Source organism: Micromonospora sp. NPDC048040 (assembly GCF_055587185.1).
This window is the reverse complement of sequence record NZ_JBVJGT010000061.1, coordinates 19,856-41,013: the sequence shown is the minus strand read 5'-3', so window position 1 is coordinate 41,013 and position 21,158 is coordinate 19,856. Positions and strand designations below refer to the sequence as shown.

Here is a 21,158-nt window from a genome sequence, read left to right as displayed (position 1 = left end):
ACCGAGGTCGTCGAGGTGGTCGAGGGTGGGGGCCAGCAGTGGTGAGTCGTGTCGGTTCGCGCCGGCCAGGACCCGGCCGAGGGGAATGCCATAGCCGTCAACCAGGGCAGAGCGTTTCATGCCCTGCTTGCCCCGGTCCACGGGAGAGCGTCCTGCGCAGTCACCGCCGCCAGGGGCCTTGGTGATGCAGCCGTCCACGGCGATGTCGTCCAACATCAGACCAACGAGCCGGTCGTAGGCGGCCACCGCGATCTGCTTGAGCTGGGCGAACACCCCAAGTCGAATCCACTCGTCGCGGCGGGCGCGGATCGTGGTCGCCGAACAGGTGGCATCGGCGATCGCCTCGTAGGAACAGCCGAACCGCAACACCTGGACCAGCTTGTCGAACACGATCCGGTCATCGACCCGCCTGCGGTGACAACCCAACGGATGCGTCGGCTGGTACGCGGATCGCTCGGGCAGCAGCGCGGCGAACTGGACCCACAGCGGCTCGATCAGCCATGCTGGAACAGCAGGCACAGAACCTCCCTTGATCACGAAGCGTCAGCAACTTCATGATCACGAGTTCTGTGCCTGCATCCGTTCCGACCCGCCGATCAACCCCACCATTCCGCGCGCCCTCTTAGTACTGCAACGGCGGGTCGTGACTTATGGCGGTTCGAGTCGTTTGCGGTAGTGGGCAGCTCGGGCTTGTTCCTGGCGTAGGCGGCGGAAGTTGGACCAGTGCAGGATGTGGCTGGCTCGATGGCGGATGGTCAGGACGAGGTGGGCGAACAGGCGGCGGATCTCGTTGCTGCTCAGCGGGATCAGGCTGCCCTCGCTGCCGGTGGTGCCCCCTTTGCGGCTTCGACGGCACGGGTGACGACGAGGAACGCGGCAGCGGCCATGGCCAGGGTGATATGGCCGTACCAGGCGTCGTAGCGGCGGACCTGGTACTGGTCCAGGCCGACCTCGTTCTTCGCGGTCTGGAACGATTCCTCCACCGACCAGCGGCTGCCGGCGACCCGCACCAGTTCACGCAGTCGGGTGCCGCGTGGGCCGAAACACACGTAGTAGGCGATGTCGCTAGGGTCGCTGATCGAGCGTCGGGCCAGGACCCAGCCCCGCCGGCCGTGGGCGAAGGTGCGTCGGATCGGCACCCGAGCCCAGTCGTAGCGGCGTGGCCCGTGCGCGCCGTCACCACACGACAGCCGCTGCCACGCGCCGGGACGCACCTTCGCGATCAGCTCGTCGACCCGGGTGGTGGTGTGCAACCCGCTAGGCACCTCGTCGTCGCATCGGGTGGCCATCACGTAGGCGATGTCCTGCTCCTCCAGCCAGCCCCGCAGGCCGGGGTTCTGCCCGTATGCCTCGTCCGCGGTGAACCAGGAAAACGGCACCTGCGCGGTGATCGCCCGCTCCAGCATGACCTGTGCCTGCTGCGGCTTGGTGGCAAACTCGACCTCGTCCGGGACCGCCGCCGCTCGGCACCGATCCCGATCACCGGTCCACGACTTGGGCAGGTACAACTCCCTGTCGATCAACGCCCGACCCCGACCGGTGGCGTAGCACAGGAACGTGCCGATCTGGCAGTTCTCGGTCTTGCCCGCCGTGCCCGAATACTGCCGTTGGACCCCCGCCGAGGCGCGGCCCTTCTTGACGAACCCGGTCTCGTCGGCGACGAGCACCCCGGCCGGATCACCGATCGCTTCCACCACGTAGTCGCGCACGTCATCGCGCACCGCGTCCCGGTCCCACGCCGCGCTGCACAACATGCCCTGCAACCCGTCCGGTGAGACATGCCCAGCCTGCTCGGCAAGGGTCCAGCCGTTCCGCCGCTCCAACGGCGCCAGCAACCCCCGCACATACGCCCACGCCCGCCGCCGCGGCTCCACCCGAGCAAACCGATGCGAGAACCGGAAGAACAACTCCTCCAACCCGGCATCCCACGACCCGACCAACTGCGCATCCACCACAACCAGCCAACGACCGGTTACCACCCGAAGCTACGACCCGCCGTTGCAGTATTAGTTAGGAGTTGTAAGAGGGCATCTGTTAGCCATCGCCCAATGGATCATCGCCCGGGTGCGTTGAGGGAGGGTTTCGTAGTCACGGACGAGTCGTCTGTGCTGCATCAGCCAACCGAAGGTCCGTTCCACGACCCACCGCCGGGGCTGGACGTGGAAGCCCTTCCGAGCAGGGCGGGGCACCACCTCGACGTCGATTCCCAGCTGGGCGCCGTGCGCCCGTACGGCGGTGTTGTAGCCACCGTCGACCCACGCCTTGACCACGCCCGGATGGTCCGCGGACACGCTGGTGAGCAAGTGCCGACCGGCGGTGGAGTCCTGCACCGACGCGGCGGTGACGATCACAGCGAGGAGCAGTCCGAGGGTGTCGGTGGCGATGTGCCGCTTGCGTCCCTTGATCTTCTTCGCCGCGTCGATGCCCTGGCTGCCCTCGCCGACGTTGCATGAGGTCTTCACGCTCTGCGAGTCCAGAACCACCGCTGACGGGCTCTCACGGCGGCCTCGAGCGACCCGGACCCGCTCCCGCAGCAGATCGTGAATCCGCTGCGTGGTTCCGTCCGCTTCCCACTTGGCGTAGTAGTCGTAGACCGTCTTCGCTGGCGGGAAGTCGTGCGGCAGGTACTCCCATGCGATCCCCGTTCTGGACACGTACAGGATCGCGTTGACGATCTCCCGCAGGTCATGCACCGGCCGGCTGATCCCCAAACCCACCCGCGCCGCCCGCCACGCGGTCAGGACCGGCTCGATCAACGCCCACCGCTCATCCGACAAGTCCGACCGATACCCACGCCGCTGCACGCCCACGCGGCGATCAACGAACCAGCCCCATCCCCGCAACGGCCGAACGTGAATCAGCCACTACGCGGATCAGATGCCCTCTAAATAAAGGCGATGGCTTCCGCTGCAAGCTGCGCGCCACCTCTTGCCGTGCCTGTCCCAACGAAGGTCGGCGCCGCCTCCAACACTTGACCGTGCTGACTTGATCGACCGTGCTTCAGCAGCCAGCCAGAGAACCGTGGACTGGCCGGCCTTACCCATCCGCTGGTTGCCGTCCACTAGGCATTCACTGATTTCGGTCGAGGTAAAAACGGACTGGGGCGTCCGGACCAGGTGACGGCCAGGGCCTCACGGGCCCGAGTAGCGGAGACGAAAAGCAGTGATCTCTCGCGTTGAATGTCGCGCTGATGCTCTAAGTGGTCGACCTCTGCCGGCGTCACCGCGGCGTCGAGTGGCACGTGGCGAGCGCCAACTCCCACGATGGCGACGGCGCGGAACTCAAGCCCTTTGGCCCGATGCATGGTCATCGTCTGGACACCTGTGTCAGGGTTGACTGTCTGCCCTGAACTCAGCGGTGCTGCCGGCACGCCAGCGGCTCGGAGCGCTTCAAGGGCTGTGGAAGCGACCGAATTCGTACGGCCAATCACGGCGATGTCGTCCAGTGGAATTCCGCCGCTATTCCAGCGGCAGATCCGCTCGGCGAGTTCAGCCATTTCCGCGGCCTGCGTCGGGTAGCCGGTGATTTCGGGCTCGCCGCCGCGGAGGATGGATCGATAGCCGCGTAGGGTATCGCTGCCGCCGTCAAGATCATCATAGCCGTCAGGGTCGATAAGGCGGATGGCAGACGCGAGGATCTGGCGCGTCGTGCGGTAGTTGAGGGTGAGCCGGTGGGATCGCCCACGCGTCTCGATACCTAGGGAGCTCAGGGTAACCCGGTTGTTGTAGATGCGCTGGAAGGTGTCACCGACAATGAAGAGGTCGTCAGGACCGCTGGGAGCTAGAGCGCGTAGCAGGGTCCAGTGGGCGGTGTGCAGGTCCTGCGCCTCATCGATGACGACGTGGCGGTACGGGCGGGCCGTGTCATCCCACCGGCTGGCGACGTCAGCCGCGCGGACGGCAGCCTGTTTGAAGCCTAGGGCCTTGTCCCGGTCAAGGCGCCGTTCATACTCTTGGATAAGTGACCAAACAACTGCCCTATCAGCGCGATTGAGGCGCCGGCCTCGGCCTGCCCGGCGTGCGGCGAAGTACTCATCGCGAGTGCGAATGTTCTGCGCGAGGATGACCTGTTCCCATTCGCTGATAAGGAAGGGCCGGTCGAAGCTGTCGTCGGTGGCAAGCTCAGTGAGGACGTCGTTCCAGCGGCTGGCCAGAGCGGCATCGCCGAGGATTTCGATATTGGCCCACTGCCCCTCGGTGTCCTGGCGCAACACTTCCCGCACGACCTTGTCGATGTTGAGGATGTCTACCTTGGCGATGAGGCTCGGTCCGCCGAGATCGTCGAGGAGTCGCGCGAGCAGGTCCGCGAGGGCATTGGTGTAGGTGGTGAGCAGGATCTGAGGCCGGCCGCTGGCGGGAAGCGCGTCGGCGAGGGCCTTGACTCGGTGAAGCGCGACGACAGTCTTGCCCGTCCCGGGCCCGCCGGATACCCGTACCGGTCCCTTGTACCGCTTGGCCTTGGGCCGGTAGGCCAGGCGCCGTTGTTGGGGGTGCAGGAAAACGCGCCATTCGGACATGGGCTTGAGGAGCATGCGCTCTAGCTCCTCCGAGTCGTCAGTGACGACGGCGAACGCTTCCCTCGTGGAGGGCCGGTTCACCGCAGCCGCCGCGTCCTCAGGATTGACTTTCTCGTCAGCGGTGGACGGAGCAACGATGTCTTGCCACACCTGTTCGGCGGTCTCCCCATCGGCCAGCGCCAGAATGACCTGGCTGGCCAGCTTGGGGGCGTAATCAACGATTCCGAGAACGGCGTCTATGGTGCGGATCTCTCGCAGCACCGGCACCAGCGTGGGCGGTACGCCGAGCCTATCGAAGTCGGCGTCGGAGACACGGTCGAACAGCCCGGCCGAGGCGGCGGCGTGCCGACCGATGTCGCCGCCGCGGATGAGGATCTCCTCGACCGCGCCGTGGTCGTAGAACTCCACACCGCCGGTGACCTTATTGACGTTCCAGACGGTCTGGGCGGCGTAGGTGTAGGCATCATCGTGAGGCTTGATGCTTGCCAGGTAGAACGTGTCGGAGTCAGGGCGCCACAGCACAGCGCGGAAGTTGTCGTTGACCCGTGCCGTCCACACGTGCTTGTCGCGAGGGCCGTGGGGTTGCTTGAGATCGAGGCCGCGCGCATCGGGGTCGCGGCGCAGCTTGAGCATGAAGTCGACCACGCGCCGCTGAATGGTGGCGTCCAGCGCCTGGTACGCCTTGTCGAAGGTGTCGGCGAACAGGACGTTGACCTTAGCCACGGGTGGCCTCCAGCTCTCTGATCAACTCCGCGGGTTCGAAGTGAGCGACGCCGTCGGCGCGGTGGACGTGCCATCCAGCGTTGGCGTAGGCGTCGTTGCGGTCGGCGTCGTCGTCGATGACAACGCAGACCCGCTTGCCCGGCCAGGCAAGCTCCACCGGCCATGCGTCGTCGCCGAGCTCGTAGCCGATCTGCGGCAGTGGCATGCCGGCCTCGGCCAGCGCGGTGAGTAGCCGCTTAACGACTGGCGAAGCTAGATCGATGGCGTCGAGCCAGGGTTGCGGCAGCGTCGGGGGCTCGGCCGTAGCCGGGGTGGGCGTGAACAAGGGGATCCGGTGTATGTCGATGAGCGCGAGGCGCGAGTGCGCGGTCTGTTCGAAGTAGCGGCCGGGGCCGGACAGGAACTGCAGCAGGTTCGACGCGATTAGCCATTGTGCCCATCGGGCGCGATGGTCAGCCCCGCCGGCGACCGCTTCGGGCTGGTCATCCAGATAGGCGAACACGGACCAAGCCATCGGATCCATCCGGCCAAATGCTCCGCGACGGTTGTCGCGAAATGCCACGATGCGACATCCCGCCGTCGTGGCGGCGACCAGCCCGGCCGCCTCGGCTTGGTTTGCAGGTGCACCCGGGATGGCAGACTGACCGACGATCAGCGCCGGCAAGATCGGACCTACGGCCTGTCGGTCGGCCGGTCCGACACGGCCGGTGCTTGCCAGGCCGGCCAGCATCGAAACGGCGCGTCGCGACCACATCTGCGGATCTGGCCGTTCCAGGAACGCCAGCAGGGCTTCCACCGGGTTGGCAAGTGCGATGTCGAAGGAGCCCGCAGCGGGGTTGGCTTTCAGCGTGGTCCTGAAGTAGTGGTCGCGTGCCTTGGCGAGTGCCTGGTCGTTGACCAGGGGCGCCTGCGGCGCATTGGCGTTGATGTTCTGCTCGACAGACGCGGCCCAGGCCCGGACGTCGTCCCAGGTCAGCTGCCATACCCAGGTGCCGTCATCGCGCAGCGCGCCCCGCTTGGCCGCGTCGTCGGCGATCTCGTTGTTGTCCGGGCTGGCGTGGAAGGCGTAGCCGTCGAGGAAGATAGCCACCTTTGTACCGTCGTCGGATTCGAGGAGATAGTCCGGCTCGCTGCGCACGGCAGCGCCCTGGACGACGTGGTCGCGCATGCGCCACCGCACAGCTGGCCCGTCGGCGGGCTTGAGTTTCAGCTCGAACTCCACACCCCGCGAGCCGGCGCGGGAAACCAGCGAGAACCGGTCACGGGCCGCTGGGTCGTCCTGGGCTTTGCCTGCCTTGGCCCTGAGTGTCTCGACGAAGAGCCGTTCTAGCTCGCTGTCGGCCAGCGCGTCGATCCTGATGTCCGCCAGCGTCTTCACCGTCTCGGGCTGCCAACCCTCCAGGATCTCGGTCAGCAGCTCCGTTGCGGTGTCCTTGGAGACCAGTTCGTGTTCGGAGGAAGGGACGAAGGGCAGCAGGCAGCGGTGGCAGGGTTGGCGGTCCTCGCGACCGCACTCACACGCCTGGATGTGGTCAAGGGCCAGCCGCAGCACACGCTGCATCGTGTTGTGGTCGGCCAGGTGCTCGAGGTAGCCGGTGCCGCCGGGCATGGTGTCGTGCAGGACCAGGAATCGTCGTGGGGTGTCTCGGTCGTCACCGGGCATGGTGGCCATGACCGCCGCCAAATGGTCGGGCTCGCCGCCGAAATGCTTGGTGATGCCGAGCATCAGCGCCGCCTGGAACGACACCGACCTCGTCGGCACGAGTGTGGTGGAGAACGGCAGCAGCAGCCGCAGCGCTTGGGTACGTAGCTCGTGCCCGGTGACCAGGTTAACGGTGCGTTCCTTTAGGACCCCAGCATCCCGCTGCGGGCACCAACGTGCGTGCCGCGTGCCGATCCGGCGGGCTTCCCGGTCGTACGCCGCTGGATGGACGCCCTGCACCGCTCCGCAGTGCTCGCAGACCGCGAACCCTGGGGCGGAGACCTTGTCGCCCGCGACATCGAACTGCGCGCCGGGCACACCGTCAGGGCCGAAGTTGATGTCGCGGATAGTCGCTTCCCGGGCAAATTCGACCCCGAAGAACCGGTCGGCGTTACGCCACGCGCGCAGCCCCTGCGGCTGGCGGGGGTCGATGTCGACCAGGGTCACCAGCTCGTACCGGCGGCGTTCGCGTTCCTCGTGGTCGTCGGTGACCCGCGCGTCCTCGCGGCGTTCGCGGGCGCGGGCGCGTTCGGGGACCAGCACCCGCCGAGCGGAGGCGGCCGCGTCGGCGATGCCCTTGTCCCGGCAGCGCGGGCATTCGATCAGCACCACGTCAGTGCCCTCGGTGAGCACGTACCCACAGGCGCGGCAGAAGCGCCAGAGCGTATGTGCCGGGCGCTGTGGGGCGCCAACGTCCAGACCGTCAATGACAAACTTCGACCCGTTGGCGTGAAAGGTGTTACCCGGGGCGAAATCGGTCAGGGCAAGCCCTGCGCCACGTCCATACTCGAACAGCTGCTCCTGGTAATCCCCGTCCGCGGCTTTCCACCACAGAGAAGCATCCAGCCAGGTCGGGTCGTCGTGCAGCGTGTAGTTGGGCAGCAAGCCGAGCCGCACCAGCGCGTTGATCGAGTTCTCTTGCACCAGCACATCCAGCCGGCGGCGGACGGCCCGCAGCTCAGCGAACAACGCTCGGCGGTCTTCGCGGCGCGCCGGATCGGTCGTGTCCATCGGGATCGCGTCAAAGGCGGCATTGATGGCGGCAAGCCGTTGCTGCAGCTCCTCGCGGCGACGTCGCCACGCCGCGACCGCCTTGCCCACCTCAACCTCGATCTCGCCCTTCGCAAACGCCACCACCGACTTACGCGCCGGTTCGCCGATGCTCGGAAACAACGCCAGGAAGTCCGCTGCTAGCCGCTCCCTTCGTACCGCGGCCACCTCCAGCAGCCGCCGCAGCCAGCCCCCAGCATCCTCCAGGCCGGCTTGGAACAGCTCGCCGATCCAACGCGGCATCGGCCGGGTCGGCGCGGCGGTGCGTTCCCACAGCGACCCGTCTGCCGCCCGGTCGAACAGCCAGGCGAGGTAGTGCCGACGCAGAATCTCGACCGCGTCGAGGTAGCAGGCTGGCGGCACGATGCGGCCGGCCAGCATCGCAGTGGGCCGGTGCAGGTAGTAGTGGTTACGGGCTGCCCGCCGCGGCACAAACGTCACCGCCATCGCGTTGCCGGTGGTTCGCCCGGCCCGGCCGATGCGCTGCGCGTACTGAGCTGGACCCGGTGGCACCGAGGTCAGCAGTACCGCCGACAGGTCACCGATGTCAATGCCCAACTCCAGAGTTGGAGTGCAGGTCAGGACATTGGGGTCGAACGGGTGCCGACGCTGCTTGAAGGCGCGTTCGACGCGCTGCCGCCGAGCCTTGGACAGTGCACCGGTGTGTTCGGCGGTGACCACGTCGCCGGGACGGTCCTGCGCGTACAGCCGACGGTAGAAGTCGTCAGCAGCTCGTGGCCGCAGATCGGGGACGAACTGTCCGGGGCAGCGGAAGCGCAGGCACGCCATTCCCTCCCACGCCGCAACCATGCCGGGCGGCACCGTTTGCCGCCACGTGCACTCCGAACAGCGAACCCCATGGTCGGCGACGTCAATCTTCGCTTCGCCGTGCACGAGGGAGTACACCAGGAGGCGGCTCGGCGCCAGCGCGTATACGTGCCCACCGCTGTTGGTGGGGTAGGAGCGAACCAGTCCTTCGGAGGCGAAGACCCGAAACGCGGCCCTGTTCAGGTGGGCTGCCTCTTCCAGCGAGCCCGCCACGGTGCGGTAGGCCCAGTCGGTCAGCCAGGTTGCGGTCCGCCCCCTTACTAGGCTGTCGAACTCGCTGTCGCCGTGTCCGCCATCGCTGACGAATATGGGCGCGGCCAGCCCCTGAGGAAATGCCGGCATTCCGGAGGGCCGGCCTCCCCAGATCGGCCAGCGCCGGGTTCCGGACTGCCGTATGTAGGTGTCGAGCCACGGATGGTAAATCGCCCCGCGAAGCCGCATACGCTCCAACAGCCCCCGCGCGTAGCGCAGGTAGCTCTGTAGATCCGTTGGCAGCGTCACCTGGCCTGGCGCGCGCCGGTGGGCGTCGGTCAGCAGAGCCGTCAGCCGCTCGGGGTCCGGCATGTGTATCTCGACGGCTGCGGTGCGGGTCAGCTCCAGCGTCCGGCCCATTCGCGAGCGCAGCCCGAACTCCAACTGGGTGGCGAACACCAGCCGGTCCTGGAGCATCTCGATCGCGGCGTCCACCGGCTCGCCGTCCAGCAGCCGTAACACCTCCGAATGCTCGCGCAGGTCCGGTGGCACCAACGAGGCGAGCCGCTCCTGGTCGGAGGTTGTCACGCTGCCGGTCACCGCCGACTCCGCAGAGTCCAAAGCCAGGTCGTGCACGGCCACAGGGGCGTCGGCACGGAGGTTGGCTGACAAGAGTCCGCGGAACGTAAATCCAAAAGATCGGTGAGCGATGAAACCGGCCCTGTGGGTGGCATCCTGGACCGCGTCGGTGAACGCCAGCAGCTTGCGTTCCACGCCGCGGAGGTGCCGCTCGGAGAAGAGTTGGGTGGTCACCACCGAGGCGAGGGTGGCGGTGCCCGCGCCCAGGAATCGCATCCCGTCGTCAAGACCGCACGCCGGGCAGGTGTCGTCGTTGCCAGAGGGCACCGCACCGTTCACGGTGATGACGGGAACGGTGCGGTCTGTCGGATTAGGCAGAAGTAAACGCCCCTCGGCATCTAGATGCAGAACCTGCGGATCATGGTCACGCGCACGCAGCATCCACCGGATCCGACTGTCCCGCCGTCCTGCTGCCCGGTAGATTTCCAACGGCCGGGTCTTTAGCTCTTGCCAGTCCAACGCCGCGTCCTTCGACAGCGCCGCCCATCCCGACTGACCGCAGTGCCGGCAGTACACCGCAGGGAGGTGGCAGCGCAGTGCAGCGGGTGGCGCGGCCGAAGAGTCGGTATCCGGGTCCTCGGCAGCGGCGTCGTGTCCCCGTGGTTTGTACACCGCCAGATTGAGCCGGTTGGCTTCGCTGTCACCCGTCGGTCCGTCGTCGTCGAACCAGCGGAAGTGCGGCTCATACGTCGCCGCTCGGATCACCCGACGGATCTCCCGCACCCACAGCTGCGCCTCGACCCGGAGAAACGGACGCAGCCGGCCGTGGTCGTCACGGATCCTGGCCGTCGACACCAGCGCCAGCAGCCGCATCAGCGCTGGGGCGAATGACGGCTTTGGCACATCTGTCCGGGACGGCGCCCACGCGGGCCCGCCCCCGTGTACCGCGAACGGCTTGGCGCTTTGCGGCACGGTCAGCGGCACCTGCCCCATCGACTCTAGCAGAGCCTTGACGAGGATGTGTTGGCGCAGCCGCTCGCCCAACGCCACCGGATCCCGCGCGTCGATGCCCACCGTGGCGCGGGCTACCTCATCGAGGGCGTTGGGATTGCCGAGAGGGTCACCGATGGCGGCCAGCACCTCCGGCGTCGGGAACGGCAGCTCAAACTGAATGTCTGGACAAAACTCACCTGAGGTGAGTCGGTCCTCGACCACGAGCGCGTCTTGGTCGAACGGGCAGCCGAACACGTCTGCGGCGAACTTGAGCAGCCGGTCCAGGTCGGCCTCGGCCGAGTGCTCCGCTAGGCCAGCGTCGGCGGCCACGTCGCTGGCCAACGTCGCTGACGTGGCAACAGGGGTGATCGGCCCTAGCGGCCTCTCCCTCTCATTCAGCTTGGTCGCCGCCCCGAGCCGGCGTAAAAGCATCGCCACGTCGGTGCCTTGCGCGCCGTCGTAGGTGTGGAACTCATCCAGTACGACATACCGCAGCGCTCCGCCCTGCCACAGCGGCATGTCCGGCGGACGCTGGAGCAACAGATCCAGCATCTTGTAGTTGGTCAGCAGAATGTCCGGGGGATTGTCCCGGATCTCGTCGCGGTCCCGCATGATCCGCATCATCGACTTGTCGTCGGCTAGCGCCGACGAACCGAAGTCCCGAGCGTACGAACCGAGGTTCTCGTCGTCCCCTTCGCGCCGGTGGTCACCGCCGATGTAGATGCCGGCCGTCACCTCGGCCATGAACTCCTCTCGGAGTAGCTCGTCGATGCGGCGCGCCTGGTCGTCGGCCAGCGCGTTCATCGGATACAGCAACAGCGCCTTGACCCCGTGCTGCCCGGCCGCCCGCGCACGCCGGCAGTGGTCGAGGATTGGCACCAGGAATGCCTCGGTCTTGCCGGAACCGGTACCCGTCGTGACGATCGTCGGCTTCGGTTCCTGTCCCTTCGAAGACAGCCGCGCCCACGCCCGCTCCTGGTGGAGGAACGGTTCGAACCCCTCCGGCCACCAGTCGAGCAGAGATTGATACCGCCCGGTAGCTGGCCTGAAACCCGGCCGGACCCTCAAGTAAGGACCACGGAAGACGCCGGTGCGCTCGTCGGTGAGGAACGCCTCCAGCACGTCGTGTACGTCGTCGTCAGCGAGGGCGAACGCCGTGGTCAAATACTGGACCAGGCTGCCCTTGAGGTCTTCGACGGCGAGCGACGGAATCATGACATACCCTTCGTCGCCAGCGTCTCAGCCGGCAGTTCCGGGTACTCGCCGTCCGCGAGTCGCCGCCGAAACTCCTCGTACGCCTGCGTCATTTCCTTCTCCCGATCCGGCTTGACCCACCCGTCGGGGATCACCGGCTCAGGTGCACTCGGGTTGAGCTGCGCCTTCTTCCACGCCTTGACGATCTCTGCTTCCTCGGCAGTCTGCCGGACGCCGCGATTGTGGGTCTCCGCGCCGATCTTGTGACCGTCTGGGGCGAAGAACATTTCCCACTCATACTTGCGCAGCACGGCGAACTGGGAGCGGTACATCGCGCACAGTTGCTCGGCCGTCAGCCCAAGCATGATCGCAACGAGGGCGTCTGTCTCCACCAATGCCAGGCGCCGGTCGTAATCGGTGCGTAACGGAATAGCCATTGTCCAGTCGGGTTCGACCTGGCCCAGAGGTCTGCGCTCCAGCGTCGGGTCCGCCCACCGGTCGGTCAGCCACGCCTCGTCGTACAGTTCTTCCCACAGCGGCGCATAATCCTGCGTCAGGCAGTTCAAGCGGAGGGTCCGCAGTAGAAGTGGCCGAGTCAGTGGATGTTCCAGTGGGGCTGGAAACTGTCGCCCCAGCTCGACATTTACCTTTGATCCGCCGGATACCTTGCAAATGAAGTCCAGCGGCAGCGATGCCCACAGTCCGGCTACGATAGCGGTCTTCCGATTGGAGCCCATCGCTAAGGTGTGTACGGCATCAACATGAGTGGGCCCGGGGGCGAGTAAAGCCGCGTGGTGGGTCCGTTCGGTGCCGGCGACAATCATGCGACGCCATGCGACCCTCCAGTAGTCGTTTGCTGGTCGGTCCTGCCATGTCCTTTGGGCAGAAATGAACCGTTCGCGTGTGCAGGCGCGAGTGTAGTTCGTTCGCGGCAGTACCATGCTGGGAAGGCCTACCAAGTCCCAGTCCGTGTAGTCCTTGTTGCTCCGACAATTTTCGTTCGGCTCTTTAGCAAACGGCGTCGCGACCGTGAAATGCGGGCCCTGAATAATGGCTTCATTCCATGACCCCGGAACGGCGGAGGAGTCGTTGATTAAACCACTCTTCTTTGCGCCTTTCTCATGCAAGCCGGGTGACCACTGAAATGGCCAGTGACCGAGCCTCTTCCCGGAAGCTCCGAGTGTGCGGATCGAGTCGTTGTCTGCCGCGGTGACCGGCCGCAGTCCCCGTGCCTCAATGGGCGGAGTCCCCTCGGGGTCGGCGAAAACAGCCCAGTCCGCGAGCACTGCCTCAGTTACGTTGACGACCCGAGAGGCGTGGGGTCGCAGGTCCCAACCGCCAGACGGATACTGGATTCCGGGGGCCTCCCCGAGGCCATCGTGGGCGATGGATTGATCGATGACTGACGGATGAACCAATCTGGCCATCTGCATGAACCGGACCGGGCGCGGCACACCGTAGACATTGATTCCAAAGTTCTTGTTGTTGTCGACGTCTTCGAACAACAGGATGTTGTTGCCGAATTGGAAGTGCCGGCGTAGTCGCGGGTAAGTTTGCGTGCGGAACGCGCCGCCGGCGGCGTCAACGAAATGCTGTTCCTCATGAATCAGCCCTGAAACTCCTCGGGTGGAGGCCCCCCGCCATACGCGTTCCATGAAGTTGAGATAGAGGTTTGTTTGAATGCCGGAGAGCATTCGGTGCTCGACTGGCGATCCGAGGTGCTCGTTCATCCCCGCCGACGAGCTCAAGTCGGCAAAATAACCCTTTAGGGAATTCCTGTCAGCAAGTACTTCGGCGCGCCGGCTCTTGTACTTCGCCTCCGGAATCTTTTCCTGCAATGCGAACCACGGCTCGTGTTCGGCCAATGCGATTGGATCGTCCCAGACCGGCCGTACCCAGGGCGGGTTTCCGACCTGGAGGTCGAAACCGCCCTTAGCAAAAACTTGGGCAAACTCCAGCTCCCAATGGAAGAACCGCTCCTGCTTAGCGATTTCATCCAGCACTGACCACCATTGGAATCGACCGTCAGCGGCGACACGGCGGATCGGCACGCATCGCGCTACGGCGCGGTCCATAGAGTCTTCTACCGCGAGCTGGGCGAACTCGTTGCCCGAGCCAAACATCCCGTGCAAGTCGTCATGTCCAGTAGTAAAGGTTCGCCCCTTTACTCCCTTGAATTTCACAGGCTTCGCTTCGGGCGGCGGCACCCCGAGGACAGCCTCGCAGAAGTCCAGCCACTCGTCGAAGGTCGGCGGCTCGATGTCGATGCCCTGGCCGACCGGCCAGAACCACAGCGCGCACCAGGCGTCCATGACTGTTTTCAGCCGGCTGTATGGGGACTCTTGATCGTCGTACAGCGCCTTGGCGATCTCGTCTCGAGTGACGACCCCAGAGGCCGGTTGAGGCAGCGGCCGGTCCGGGTCAACTCCCCAGACGCCAATGCGCCGACGAATCTCCTGTTCGGAAATGGCGATCCGCTTGCGGGTCAGCTCCCAGAGCCGCTCCGCCCGCCGGGCGAGGGCGAGCAATCGGTCCCGGGTCTTCTTGTCGGAGGGAACGGCACGAATCTGCTGGCGCCACTTCATTAGCGCGGCTCGCTCGTCTGGGGCGAGCTCTTTGGCCTGCGGCGCGTCTACGACGGCGCCCCATCCCTGCGCGGGCAGGAGGAAGTGGTGGATCTCGTCGTCGGCGATCTGGTTGACGAGCTGACCATCGACGTCGCACGTCATCGGCCGGTCGGCCGGTGGTGTGTTGCGCCAGGCACCACGCTTGAGCAGGTCGGCGGAGTAGAGGGCGCGACGGGCGCCGATCAGGGAGTTGCCGGGGCGCAGGTGAAGACCGAACCAGGGTGCCTGAAGTCCTTCGTGCATGACATTGAGCCAGACGGACACCTCGGCCAGCTCGACCGCCGTGGGGTTGAGGTCCACGCCGTAGCAGTTGTGCAAGGCCAGGTACGCCTTGACCTTCTGCCGTTCAAGCTCCATTTGGTCGGGCAGCAACTTCTGGCCGCGTTCACGCTGAGCGCGGTCAAGGTATGCGTCGGCGAGCTGGTTGATGGCCTCGTTGAGGAATGCGCCTGAGCCCAGCGCCGGCTCACAGACGGTCAGCTCAAGGATGTCGCGGGCGGTCATGTCGTCGGTTAGCAGCTCAGCGAGAGCGTGCCGGACCGTGCACTGGGTGAGGATCTCGGGGGTGTAGTAGGACGCCGAGCGTTGCCGCTCGCGGCCCGACAGGCGATAGACGAACGAATTCTTGACGTGCTTGACCGGCTCCAGTTCCCCGGTGACCGGATGTGGCCGGAGCACGAAGTGCTTTTCGTCGTAGTCGCTTGCTCTGGTGACCGGCACGATCCAGGTGCCCTTGGACGGATCGGCGTACTCCTTGGTCTCTCCGTCGAGACTGGTGCCGCTGGCCTTGACCGTCTTGGCGACCTCGTACACGTCCTCTGGGGCAAAGAACCCGGTGTAGGACATGAGGCCCTCGTACACTGCGCCGAGCTGGTTGATGCCGAGCTGGGCGTACGAGATGAACCCCCGCTGCCCACCTCGGCCGCGACGCCTGCCGCGGCCTCGGCCGGTGCGGCGGCCGGGCTCCGGGGTCAGAGTAAGCAGGTTCAGCACACGCCACAGGCATCTGTTCCGCAGCCGCGTGTCGACAGTGCGGGGACCGACCCGGACCCGTTCGCCGATCAGATCCGTGCGTGTTGGATCGAACAGGTCCGACTTGAGCGCCTCAAACCGGATGCCGGCGCGGTCCACGGCGACGGGGACACCGTCGTCGTCAACCACCTCCTCCTCGTCGGGCGTGCGGGCCCGGTGACCTTGGTCGACCAGCCGGAACAGCAGGTCCAGACACTCCTGGAAGTAGTGCCCGCCTTCGGCCTCCTCCGGCAGTTCGTAACTGACGGTCTCGGCCAGCCGCCCGAGGCCGTACCCGGACTGGTACGCCTCATCTCGGCTGGGCAGGATGCCCAGCTCGGGACGGGCCTCGGCGTAGAGCAGGAACAGGATGCGGTAGAGGTAACGCAGAGACTGTTCGGTAAGCCGGCGGGCGAGGTTGTCTCCCAGGTCGTCGGGGTCTGCCGCCTGCTCGTTGATTCGGTCGAGGATCTCCTGGGCGATTAACTCGACGGACTGGCGCAGCGCTTCCCGTAGCTCCTTGGAGACGCTAACGGCGTGCTTGCGGCCGGTGTCGACCAGGCCGGCCAGGGCGCTCTGGCCGTCGTGGGGCAGAAGCGACTCGGCGCCAAACAGTGCGGCGATGGTCTCCAGCTCACCGCCGGGTGTGTCGTCCTTGGTGTGCAGGGCCTGGGTGAGGTCGACCGCCAGATACTGCCGGGGCCACGCAGCGCTGTCGGCCAGCAGCACCACGTTGCCGGCGAGCAGCAGGACATACCGGGGCGGGTCGTCGGACGCAAACAGGAACTCGATGGCCTTGCCGGCGTGCGTGATCTTCTCGTCCCGATCAAGAACGATCGGGTCGAGCAGAAGAGTGCCGCCGTCGGTGTCGACCACGCCCTCACATGTGTCGGCCCAAGTCGCATCCAGCGCCACCAGATCCAGCCCGCCGGCCGTCTCGGCGGCGGGAACGGCCAGGGCGACGGGCACCTTCCGGTGTTGGTCGAGGTGTACCACCTCTAGAGTCGTCCGGCGCAACCAGGCGGGTCCGGTCTGGTCGTTGCCCGGGCCGTGGTACGCGAGCGCGAACAGAACTATATCGTTGAGGGCACGGACCTGTTCGACAACGCGTGGGTCGGTCAGCGCGGCACGGGCGGCGGCCGGACCGGCGAGGGGGCCGGCGGTGCGGACGGCGGGATCGTCGACCGAGTTGGTGGTCAGGAGCCGTTCGGTGATGCGGGTGCGCTCGCTGAAGAACCGCTGGCCGAGCGCCTTGACGCCGGCTGCGGAGCTGGGTCGTGGCTCTTCGGCCCTCTTCCATCGTCTGCGCAGGTCCTCAAGGTCGCCCTTGAGTAGCGAGGTGAGGTAGTGTTCGGAGATGTACTCGCCATAGTTGGTGATTGACGTCCAGGCCATGCCTCTCAGACCTCCCGCGCCGGCTGCTGGGGAACCAACACTCCGACGATGCGGATCGTCGGTTTGCCGTCGGTGGTGAGCTCAGCGAGCAGTTTCTGGATCGCCACTGCGGTGTTGGTGATCCGCCGCTCGGCGCTTTCCCGAATGCCGGTCAAGGTCAGCTGTTCGTACCGGGCTCCGGTGGCTGCCTTCCACAGCTCCAGGCGCTGTTCGTACGCGATGAGCGGCTCCATGAGCTTGCCCTCCTCGGCGTCGAGGCGTCGGGCCATTTCCGCGTGGGCCTCCTCGACAACCCATGGGACAAGCGCCTCCAGCGAGCTGATGTCGCCAACGCCGCTCATTCGCATCTCCCGGTTGACCTGCGCGTCGTGTAGGACCTGGACGAACTCGCGGTCGTCGACGTCTAGGCCACCGTCGCGGTGATGCAGCGCCAGCCAGGCCAGGACGGTCGGCTTGCCCTGCCGGTTGGAGTACCGCCCGTTGACCAAAAACACCGGATTGGAGACAGCCGCGGCAATGACCGGCGCCGTGAGCCTCTTGGCATGGGCGGTGCCTGCGGAGGCACGCGCCAGCACCTTGTCCACCAGCCATTCGGTGACAGGATGCTGGTCGGTCAGCAGTGAGATGTCCGGCCAGCCCGACTCGGCATACTGCTGCTCTTTGGTGCCCTGTCCCCGCCGCTTCGGCTTGTCGGCATTATGTTTGCGGGCCAGCTCTAGGCGTTGCCGGGCAAGGTCCGGTGAAAAGGTTACGGTGACGCGTTCGAGAATGCGCCGCTGATCTAGGTAGGACTGCGGCAGCACCTTCAGGCGACGCTGCAGGTCGGCGAGCCGCGCGCCTTCGCGATTTAGCTCGAACGTGAGGGTCCCCGGGTAATCGGCGGGGTCCAGCCAGGCCAGCCCGATGCTGTCGGCCGGGTTCGGATACGCCTCGGCGAGGGCGTCTTCGATGAACTCGCGAGTCGAGCCGAACAGCCGTGGCTGCTGTAGCAGATCATCAACGGCGGGGACGATGGCTCCCTGCTGGCCGGGTTCGGCAGCGTCGTCGCCGTCGTCCGCCCAGGCCCCGGCCATGAAGATGTCGGTATCGTCGGCTGGCTCGTCGGGGATCAGCTCGGCGATGTCGCGGCGGTCGAGGAACGCCTGCTCGATGTTGATCGTCTCGGCTTCCTCGTCGCGCAGGCCCATCAGGGCGGCGGATTCGCCGAGGGTCCGGTGCGCGGCGTCCTCCTTGGTGGTCAGGACGCGGGCGACCCGTTCGTCGGCCTCGTGGTCCGGGTTGGCCGAGCGGTGCAGCAGCACCCGGATCTGCGGGGAGATCTTCTGCCCGTACCGGTCGATGCGGCCGTTGCGCTGCTCGATGGTAATCAGGGACCACGGGACGTCGAAGTGGATGAGGTCGTGGCACTGGCGGTGCAGGTTGACACCCTCGGCGGCGATATCGCTGGTCAGCAGCACCCGCACGTCGGTGTCGGCCAGAGCGAAATCCTTGACGGTGCGCTGGACGGCATCGTCGGACTGGCTGCCATGCAGGATCCGCACCGGCCCGGTCACGCCCTGCTCTCCGCCCGAGTCCGGGGGCGGGTCGCCGAAGCCGAGCCGGGCCGGTAGCTGCCGGTACAGCCAGTCGATCGTGGCCCGCCGCTCGGAGAACACCACCACCCGGGCGGACGATCTCGGCCCGACCTTGATCTCGTCTTTGAGTACCTTGACCAACGCGGTGAGCTTCGCGGAGTCGTCGTCGGTCACCCGGTTGGCCAGCTTGGCCAGACGGTGCAGCGCCTCCGCCTCGCGACTTCGGTCGGGATTGTTGCCGACGCTCTTGAGCCGGTTGGTGATGCTTTGCTGTAGCGCGACGCGGGAGGACAGGAACGCCTTCAACAGGTGGACGGGGAACAGCCGGCTTCCCTTCCCGGTGACCGGTGCCGGCCTTCCCGGCGGCGGCGTAATCCACGTCGAATACAGCTCCTCTAGGACCTCCTCCTCGGGATCCGTGGCTGGGCAGTCCACGAACAGTGGCTTGGCGCGCTCCGCCCACTCAGTTCCCAGCTGGGCGGCCACGTTCGGGCTCATCTTGTGCCGCCGTACGTAGATGTCGGCCAACTGGGCAGGGGTGGCGCGCTGCTTGGGATCGACGATCGCGGTCGGGTCGATCAGGCTGATCAACTCATTGAATGACTCGTCGTCGCCGTTGTGCGGGGTGGCCGAGGCGAGGATGAAGGCGTGGGTGGTCGGCGCCAGGACCCGGGCGAGCTTGTTGTTCAACGCCGTCTTGCTGATCAGCTTGTGGGACTCGTCCATGACGACCGCGTCCCAGGTGACTCGCCCGAGCTGCTCGCGGTACTGGCGGTTCTTCAGCGTGTCGATCGAGGCGATGACCCGCGGGTAGTAGTCGAATGGGTTGCGGCCGCCCGGCAGATGCCGCTGCATGCGGGCAATTCCGGCCGAGTCTAACCGGACCAGGCCGATCGCGAATCGGGTCCACAGCTCGTGCTGGAACTGCTCCAGGATGTGCCGCGGGGTCACCACCAGGATTCGATCGCCCCGACCTCGGCGGATCAACTCGGACAGCAGTAGCCCGATCTCCAACGTCTTGCCCAAGCCGACCGCGTCGGCGATCAGCAGTCTGGGCCGTAGGTTCGCCAGCGCCCGTCGCGCCGGCTCCCGCTGGTAGAGCAAGTCGTCGGCCAGGTGCGTGCCGGCGGTCGCCAGCCGAAGCTCGCCCTGCGGCACCGGGGTCTTGCGTAGCAATGCCTCGATGAACAGTCGGGAACGGCGAAAACCGGGGGAGCTGTCGGGGACCAAGCGGGTGTTCTCAGCCCGGAGCGGCTCGACGGTGTCCAGGCGACCTGGGCAGTGGAAGAAGATCGCGGTCTGGTCCCTGACCAGGGGTGATGTGCCGGTGACCACCAGCCGAACCCCGTCGTGCTCGGTATGGCCGACCTCAGTGACGAGCCACTCCTCGCCCCGTGCCAGCACCGTCATGCCGGCGGCGAACTGGTCGTCGGCATGACGCTGCCCCTCTGGTACTTCCGATCCGTACATGAACCCCATCCGCCGCCGGTGACCCGGACACCTTACTTGCCGAAGCCATCACGTCGCCGTTCCGCAGCGCGGCGCCATCGCCTCCGCCATTCCGTACTAAATACGTCCTGACCGGGACGCCGCCCATCGGGTGTACAGGCATGATCGGCTTGGGGTTGGTCCTCGGAGAAGGTGCCGGTGGTGGTGGCGCCCGACGAGGTGTCCGAGTTCGTTCCCGCGACAGCAAGCTCGAGCACCGGAATCGGCGTTGCCGCCCAGACATCCACGAAATCCCTCACCTCGGCCGGCAGCGGCAGCCCACTACCACTTGCCAGGGGCACTGCGTGATCAGCCAGATGGATCAGTGCTTTCTGGAAGACCTGCAAAGCGGTCGGCCGGGTCTCCGGTTTGAGTGCCAGACACGACTCCACGAGATCGACCAGTGCGTCCGGCACACGGTCGAGATCAGGCGGCATCCCGGCAAGCCGGTCGTGCGGCGCCATTCCCTCAAACGGAGTATGCCCAGTGGTCGCCCAGACCAGCGTCGCCCCGAGCGCGAAGACGTCCGACTTTTCGGTGGCGTTGCGCACGTCGAGTAGGTGCTCGTTGGCGCAGTACGGATGCGTGCCGAACCGCTCCGTGGTCTCAGTGACATCGGACCCGACGGAGAACCTGGATATTCCGAAGTCGATGATCTTAATGCCGGTCCGCTCGACGAGAATGTTTTGCGGCTTGAGGTCGCGGTGAAGGATGCCCTTGGCATGAATCTCGGCGAGCGCCTCGCCCAGGCTTGCCGCGAGCCACCAGCCTGGAAGTTCCTCGAAGACCCCGTACTCGCGCACCAATCGGTCCAAGGGTGGTGCATGAATGTAGCGGGTGGCCAACCAGGGTGGGTCGTCGTCACCTCCGGAATCCAGCAGTTCAGCCGTGTGCACACCGGCCATCTGCGTGATTAGCTTGATTTCGCGACGGAAGCGATCTCGCCAAGCAGGGGCCGCTACCTTCGGTGATGTGAAGATCTTGACCGCGGCGGGCGACCGTACGTCCGATCGGAAACCGAGAAAGACTGTGCCGAAGCCTCCGGAACCGATCCGGTGAGTTAGCCGGAAGCCGCCGCATGCATCCGGATCACCATCCTCCTTGGACCGCCATGGCACCATCCGCGCCCCTCTAGCTCCCCGCGTGCACACTTGCAGCATCGACGGCCATCCTAGAACGCACTGCAGACCGTGTTGACCCGGTGCCCGGCGCGCTTGCCAGTGGGCGGGTCAAGGTATACAGCGGGTCAGGTCAGGAGGTGGCCCCTCAGTGGACGCTTCAGGTAG

8 protein-coding genes are annotated in these 21,158 nt (G+C 66.1%); all 8 read right to left on the bottom strand.

All coding sequences use genetic code 11. The features are described 5' to 3' along the window. Positions 1–519 (bottom strand): transposase (locus ACZ6O2_RS31680; protein WP_466025493.1); only part of this gene is annotated, 519 nt, incomplete at its 3' end. A gap of 287 nt (positions 520–806) precedes the next feature. Continuing rightward, on the bottom strand, positions 807–1,940 hold the full coding sequence (locus ACZ6O2_RS31675) for an IS701 family transposase (RefSeq protein ID WP_466025492.1): 1,134 nt from the start codon (positions 1,938–1,940) through the stop codon (positions 807–809). A gap of 66 nt (positions 1,941–2,006) precedes the next feature. After that, positions 2,007–2,804 carry an IS5 family transposase gene (locus tag ACZ6O2_RS31670; RefSeq protein WP_466025491.1) on the bottom strand — a complete coding sequence of 266 codons (798 nt, stop codon included), beginning with the start codon at positions 2,802–2,804 and terminating at the stop codon, positions 2,007–2,009. 257 nt (positions 2,805–3,061) lie between these two features. After that, positions 3,062–5,239, bottom strand: a complete 2,178-nt coding sequence (locus ACZ6O2_RS31665) for a UvrD-helicase domain-containing protein (RefSeq protein WP_466025488.1) — start codon at positions 5,237–5,239, stop codon at positions 3,062–3,064. Next, entirely contained in the window at positions 5,232–11,798 is a 6,567-nt protein-coding gene (locus ACZ6O2_RS31660) for a DEAD/DEAH box helicase (RefSeq protein ID WP_466025487.1), read from the bottom strand. Before ACZ6O2_RS31660 ends, ACZ6O2_RS31665 begins: the two co-directional genes overlap by 8 nt. Next, the gene (locus ACZ6O2_RS31655; RefSeq protein ID WP_466025486.1) at positions 11,795–16,810 is read right to left on the bottom strand and encodes an Eco57I restriction-modification methylase domain-containing protein; all 5,016 of its coding nucleotides are present in this window, start codon (positions 16,808–16,810) and stop codon (positions 11,795–11,797) included. Before ACZ6O2_RS31655 ends, ACZ6O2_RS31660 begins: the two co-directional genes overlap by 4 nt. Before the next feature lie 5 nt (positions 16,811–16,815). Further along, entirely contained in the window at positions 16,816–19,863 is a 3,048-nt protein-coding gene (locus ACZ6O2_RS31650) for a helicase-related protein (protein WP_466025485.1), read from the bottom strand. Between the two features lie 23 nt (positions 19,864–19,886). Further along, complete coding sequence (locus tag ACZ6O2_RS31645) at positions 19,887–20,993, bottom strand: serine/threonine protein kinase (RefSeq protein ID WP_466025484.1); 1,107 nt, start codon at positions 20,991–20,993, stop codon at positions 19,887–19,889. Positions 20,994–21,158: the final 165 nt, after the last annotated feature.

Bases quoted from the DNA above. Each gene is read 5' to 3' on its own strand.
- ACZ6O2_RS31650 (WP_466025485.1), bottom strand. From the start codon at position 19,863: ATGGGGTTCATGTACGGATCGGAAGTACCAGAGGGGCAGCGTCATGCC.
- ACZ6O2_RS31645 (WP_466025484.1), bottom strand. From the start codon at position 20,993: ATGGTGCCATGGCGGTCCAAGGAGGATGGTGATCCGGATGCATGCGGC.
- ACZ6O2_RS31655 (WP_466025486.1), bottom strand. From the start codon at position 16,810: ATGGCCTGGACGTCAATCACCAACTATGGCGAGTACATCTCCGAACAC.
- ACZ6O2_RS31660 (WP_466025487.1), bottom strand. From the start codon at position 11,798: ATGATTCCGTCGCTCGCCGTCGAAGACCTCAAGGGCAGCCTGGTCCAG.